We start from the raw sequence: 5,593 nt of genomic DNA, 5'->3' as shown, positions 1-5,593 counted from the left end.
ATGTACAACTCGTACACTCCGCTTCCTTGGCCGATTTCGCCTTGCCTAGCCGTCGCTCGCTACATTTTTCAACGGCCTGTTGGAAGCGACTCACTCGGGCCAGAACGCGCGAATACCCGCCACGCCCTGGGCGCCGGCCTGCCAGGCCTGCTCGAGATCCGCCGGGCCGACTCCGCCCAGCAGGTAGGCCGGCGAATTAAAGCCCTGCAGCAGCTCGCTCACCTGCGCCCAGCCCAGCGGCTGCGCCTCGGGATGGGTTTGGGTGGCCTGCACCGGCGACAGGGTGATGAAGTCCACCCCCATCTGCGTCGCCAGCGCCAGTTCTTCTGCCGAGTGGCAGGAGGCGGCCAACCAGCGTTCGGCTGGCAATGGGCGGCCCATGGCGGCATATTTACGCAGCTGGGCCGCGGTCAAATGCCAGCCGGCCGCCGGGAAGTCGCCCAGCCACTCCAACGGCCCCTTGAGCATCAACTGCGCCTTGCCGGCGCAGAGGCCCTGGATATCCACCGCCAGATCGCGGTACTGGGCGTCGAACATGGCCGGCGCACGCAGCTGCAGCAGACGCACGCCGCGCGCCAGCGCCGCTTTGATCCCGCGCAACAGTTCCGGCCCCTCGAGCCCCTCCGGGGTGATCAGGTAATGCTCGGGCAAGCGGGCGGCGGCGATGATCGGCCGATTGGCCGCCGGAAACTCATACTCGTGCAACTGCCGCGGGCTGGCCCAGGCCAAGGGCTGGCCTTCGGCGCCGTGGGGCTCGCCACTGAACGCCGAGACCTCCCAGACATCCAGCAGCACCTGCTTGTCCGGATAAGCGTGACGCACCTGGATCAAGGGCCGCGCCGCCGTCGGGCGAATGCCCAGCTCCTCTTCCAACTCGCGGGCCAGCGCCACCGTCGGAGCTTCGCCAGCCTCCAGCTTGCCGCCGGGGAACTCCCAGAGGCCGCCCTGGTGCTGATCGTCCGAGCGCTTGGCGATCAGGATCCGGCCATCCGCGCCGCGAATAACCGCCGCCATTACATGGATAGGTTTCACCGCAGCTGTTCCTCCTGTGCGGCCTGGTACCAACGCTGGAACGCCGGCCACTGGTAAATGGTTGTCACATAGGCCGCCGCCACCGCCGGCAGGGCCACTTGGTAGCCGTGCAGGCGCGCCGCGACCGGCGCGAAGAAGGCATCCGCCAGGCTGGCATGGCCGAACAGAAAAGGCCCGTCCTGACCGAAGCCGGCGCGACACTCGGCCCACAGGGCGCAGATGCGCTGGATATCAGCCTGAGCATCGGCGGGTAGTTCGGCCAGCGCCTGATCGCGCTTGAGATCCATCGGCAGCTGCGTGCGCAAGGCGACGAAACCGCTGTGCATCTCGGCGCACACCGAACGCGCCACCGCTCGGGCGTACTGCCCGCGCGGCCACAGATGAGCCTCGGGGAAGCGCTCGGCGAGGTACTCGGCAATCGCCAGACTATCCCACACCGGACCGTCCTCGGTCTTCAGCAGCGGCACCCTGGCGGTCGGCGAATGCACGCGAATGCGCGCACTGCTGTCTGGCTGGTCGAGCGGGATCAGCAGCTCGCTATAGGCCACACCGGCCAACTCCATGGCCAAGGCGGCACGCAGCGACCAGGACGAATAGGTTTTATCGCCAATTACCAGGGTAAGGGACATAAGCAGCGCTCCGTGCACTAGGGTTGCGGACAGGTCAACCGACGGTAAGAGGCGGCTCCCCGAATAGCAAATTCCCGTTACTTATGGGGGCATAAATAACGGGAATACGGGACAGCTCTGAATAGCCGCGCGGGATCAGGTGCGGTATTCGGCGTTGATCTTCACATACTCGTGGGACAGGTCGGTGGTCCAGATGGTCTCGCTGCAGCTGCCGCGGCCCAGCTCGATGCGGATAGTGATTTCTTCCTTGGCCATCACCGCCGCGCCCTGTTCCTCGGTGTAGCTGGCGGCGCGACAACCGCGGCTGGCGATGCACACCTCGCCGAGGAATACGTCGATCAGGCTGACATCCAATTGCGCCACGCCGGCATAACCCACGGCGGCGAGGATGCGCCCCCAGTTCGGGTCGGAGGCGAACAGCGCGGTCTTGATCAGCGGTGAATGGGCCACCGCGTAGCCGACGTCCAGGCACTCCTGATGGGTCGCCCCGCCATTGACCTGCACTGTGACGAACTTGGTCGCCCCTTCGCCGTCACGCACTATGGCCTGGGCCACTTCCATAAACACCTCGAACACCGCTTCTTTGAGCTTGCTGAACAGCTCGCCAGAGGCCTGGGTGATTTCCGGCAGCGCCGCCTGACCGGTGGCGATCAGCAGGCAGCAGTCGTTGGTCGAGGTGTCGCCATCGATGGTGATGCGGTTGAACGACTTGTTCGCCGCGTCACGCACCAGATCCTGCAGCACACTGCGCGAGACTTTGGCGTCGGTGGCGATATAGCCGAGCATGGTCGCCATATTCGGCCGGATCATCCCGGCGCCCTTGCTGATGCCGGTGACGGTGACGGTCACGCCTTCATGCACGAACTGGCGACTGGCGCCCTTGGGCATGGTGTCGGTGGTCATAATGCCAGCCGCTGCCGCTGCCCAATTGTCTTCCGCAAGATCGTCCAGAGCGGCCTGCAGCGCGCCCTCGATCTTCTCCACCGGCAGCGGCTCGCCAATCACCCCGGTGGAAAACGGCAGCACCGCGCTCTCATCGACGCCGGCCAGTTGCGCCAGGGCGGCGCAGGTGCGCGCGGCATTCTGCAGGCCCGGCTCGCCGGTGCCGGCGTTGGCATTGCCGGTGTTGGTCAGCAGGTAACGCACGCTACCCTGCACACGCTTCTTGGCCAGGATCACCGGGGCCGCGCAGAACGCATTGAGGGTGAACACCCCCGCCACGCTGGAGCCTTCGGCACATCGCATCACCACCACATCCTTGCGCCCCGGGCGCTTGATGCCCGCCGAGGCGATACCCAATTCGAAACCGGGAACCGGGTGCAGGGTAGACAACGGGCCAAGACCAACAGCCATAGAGAACGCTCCTTGAGGTGGTGGGACGGATTGCGATGGTAAAACGCCGCGAACGGTCAGACCGTTCGCGGCGTTAGTCAAGCTGGGTCAAGCATAGCCAACTTCACTGTCGGCCGGGTTAGCTAACCTGACCGTGGCAGTGCTTGTACTTCTTGCCGGAGCCGCAGGGGCACGGCTCGTTGCGACCTATCTTCGGCTCGGTGCGCACGGGGGCGACGGCAACCGCCAGATCGCCGTCTTCGTCGGCGGCCTCCGGCTGCGCCATGGCCGAGGCTGCGGCATGCTGGAACTGCATGCGCTCGGCCATGGCCTCGGCCTCGCGACGCAGACGCGCCTCTTCTTCGGCCGGATCTTCGCGGCGTACCTGGACGTGGGACAGCACGCGGATGGTGTCGCGCTTGATCGACTCCAACAGCTCCTGGAACAGGGTGAAGGACTCACGCTTGTATTCCTGCTTGGGGTTCTTCTGCGCATAACCACGCAGGTGAATGCCGTGACGCAGGTGATCCATGGTCGACAGGTGATCTTTCCACAGGTCGTCGAGCACGCGCAGGAGGATCTGCTTCTCGAAGGTGCGCAGGGCTTCGGCGCTGGCTTCAATTTCCTTCTCGTTATAAGCGCTGACCAGCTCTTGCAGGATGCGCTCGCGCAGGGTCTCTTCGTAGAGCTTGTGGTCATCGTCGAGCCACTGCTGAATCGGCAGCTTGAGGTTGAAGCCGCTGTACAGCGCGGCTTCCAGGCCGGCGATATCCCACTGCTCGGGCAGCGATTGCGGCGCGATAAATTCGTTGACGCTGTTGTCCAGCACTTCGCGGCGGAAGTCGGCGATGGTCTCGCCTATGTCGTCGGCAGCCAGCAGGTTGTTGCGCATGTGATAGATCACTTTGCGCTGCTCGTTGGCCACGTCGTCGAATTCCAGCAGCTGCTTACGCATGTCGAAGTTGCGTCCTTCGACCTTGCGCTGGGCCTTCTCGATGGCATTGCTGACCATACGATGCTCGATGGCTTCACCGGGCTGCATGCCCAGGGCCTTCATAAAGTTCTTCACCCGATCCGAGGCGAAGATGCGCATCAGGCTGTCTTCCAGCGACAGGTAGAAACGACTGGAACCCGGGTCACCCTGGCGACCGGAACGGCCACGCAGCTGGTTGTCGATTCGCCGCGATTCGTGACGCTCGGAGGCGATCACATGCAGGCCACCGGATTCGATCACCTGCTGATGACGCTTCTGCCAATCGGCCTTGATCTGTGCGATCTGCTCTGGTGTCGGCTGCTCCTGGCTAGAGAGCTCCAGCGCGGCGATTTCCACTTCCCAGTTGCCACCCAAGAGGATGTCGGTACCGCGACCTGCCATGTTGGTGGCGATGGTCAAGGCGCCCGGACGACCGGCCTGGGCGATGATCTCGGCTTCTTTCTCGTGGAACTTGGCGTTGAGCACTTTGTGCTCCATGCCTTCTTTTTCCAGCAGACGGGATACGTATTCGGAAGTTTCGATCGTCGCGGTACCCACCAGAATCGGCCGGCCCAGCGCCATGGATTCCTTGATATCGGCGATGATGGCGGCGTACTTCTCTTCCTGGGTCAGGTAGACCAGGTCGTTGAAATCCTTGCGCGCCATGACCCGGTTGGTCGGGATCACGATCACCGCCAAGCCGTAGATCTGATGGAACTCGAACGCCTCGGTGTCGGCGGTGCCGGTCATGCCGGACAGCTTGCTGTACAGGCGGAAGTAGTTCTGGAAGGTGGTCGAGGCCAGGGTCTGGCTCTCGGCCTGGATCGGCAGCCCTTCCTTGGCCTCGATGGCCTGGTGCAGGCCTTCGGACAGGCGCCGGCCCGGCATGGTGCGGCCGGTGTGCTCGTCGATCAGCAGCACCTGGTTGTTCTGCACTATGTATTCGACGTTGCGGTTGAACAGCTTGTGCGCACGCAGACCCGAGTAAACGTGGGTCAGCAGGCTCAGGTTATGCGCCGAGTAGAGGCTCTCGCCTTCGGCCAGCAGGCCGACCTCGGCGAGCAGTTCCTCGACGAACTGGTGGCCGGCTTCGTTCAACTCGACCTGGCGGGTCTTCTCGTCGACCTTGTAGTGGCCTTCCTGAGTGACCACGCCTTCCTCTTCCTCGACATGCAGTTTGAGGCGCGGGATCAGCTTGTTGACTTCGGTGTAGAGCCGGGAGCTGTCTTCGGCCTGGCCGGAGATGATCAGCGGGGTACGGGCTTCGTCGATCAGGATGGAGTCGACTTCGTCGATCACGGCGAAATTCAGCTCGCGCTGGAACTTGTCTTCCAGGCTGAAGGCCATGTTGTCGCGCAGGTAGTCGAAACCGAATTCGTTGTTGGTGCCGTAGGTGATATCGGCGGCATAGGCTTCACGCTTCTCTTCCGGCGGCATAAAGGGCGTGACTATGCCCACCGACATGCCGAGGAATTCGTACAGCGGACGCATCCAGTTGGCGTCGCGGCGGGCCAGGTAGTCGTTGACCGTGACCACGTGCACGCCCTTGCCTTCCAGGGCATTGAGGTACACCGCCAGGGTCGCCACCAGGGTCTTGCCCTCACCGGTGCGCATCTCGGCGATCTTG

General features: G+C 63.7%; 4 protein-coding genes. All 4 read right to left on the bottom strand.

Annotation, left to right across the window (positions count from 1 at the left end; translation table 11 throughout):
- Positions 1–90: 90 nt before the first annotated feature.
- Positions 91–1,032 (bottom strand): Nudix family hydrolase, encoded by a 942-nt coding sequence (locus Q8Q83_RS03295; protein WP_305621101.1) that lies wholly within the window; start codon positions 1,030–1,032, stop codon positions 91–93.
- Positions 1,029–1,661 (bottom strand): glutathione S-transferase family protein, encoded by a 633-nt coding sequence (locus Q8Q83_RS03290; protein ID WP_305621100.1) that lies wholly within the window; start codon positions 1,659–1,661, stop codon positions 1,029–1,031. Before Q8Q83_RS03290 ends, Q8Q83_RS03295 begins: the two co-directional genes overlap by 4 nt.
- A gap of 135 nt (positions 1,662–1,796) precedes the next feature.
- Entirely contained in the window at positions 1,797–3,014 is a 1,218-nt protein-coding gene (gene argJ / locus Q8Q83_RS03285) for a bifunctional glutamate N-acetyltransferase/amino-acid acetyltransferase ArgJ (protein WP_305621098.1), read from the bottom strand.
- 118 nt (positions 3,015–3,132) lie between these two features.
- A partial coding sequence (secA, locus tag Q8Q83_RS03280) for a preprotein translocase subunit SecA (RefSeq protein WP_305621097.1) occupies positions 3,133–5,593 on the bottom strand: 2,461 nt, incomplete at its 5' end.

This window comes from Pseudomonas sp., assembly GCF_030696055.1.
Lineage (GTDB): Bacteria > Pseudomonadota > Gammaproteobacteria > Pseudomonadales > Pseudomonadaceae > Aquipseudomonas.
Note: the sequence above shows the minus strand (reverse complement) of the source record. Positions and strands in the feature narration are given on the sequence as shown.

Bases quoted from the DNA above. Each gene is read 5' to 3' on its own strand.
- argJ (WP_305621098.1), bottom strand. From the start codon at position 3,014: ATGGCTGTTGGTCTTGGCCCGTTGTCTACCCTGCACCCGGTTCCCGGT.
- Q8Q83_RS03290 (WP_305621100.1), bottom strand. From the start codon at position 1,661: ATGTCCCTTACCCTGGTAATTGGCGATAAAACCTATTCGTCCTGGTCG.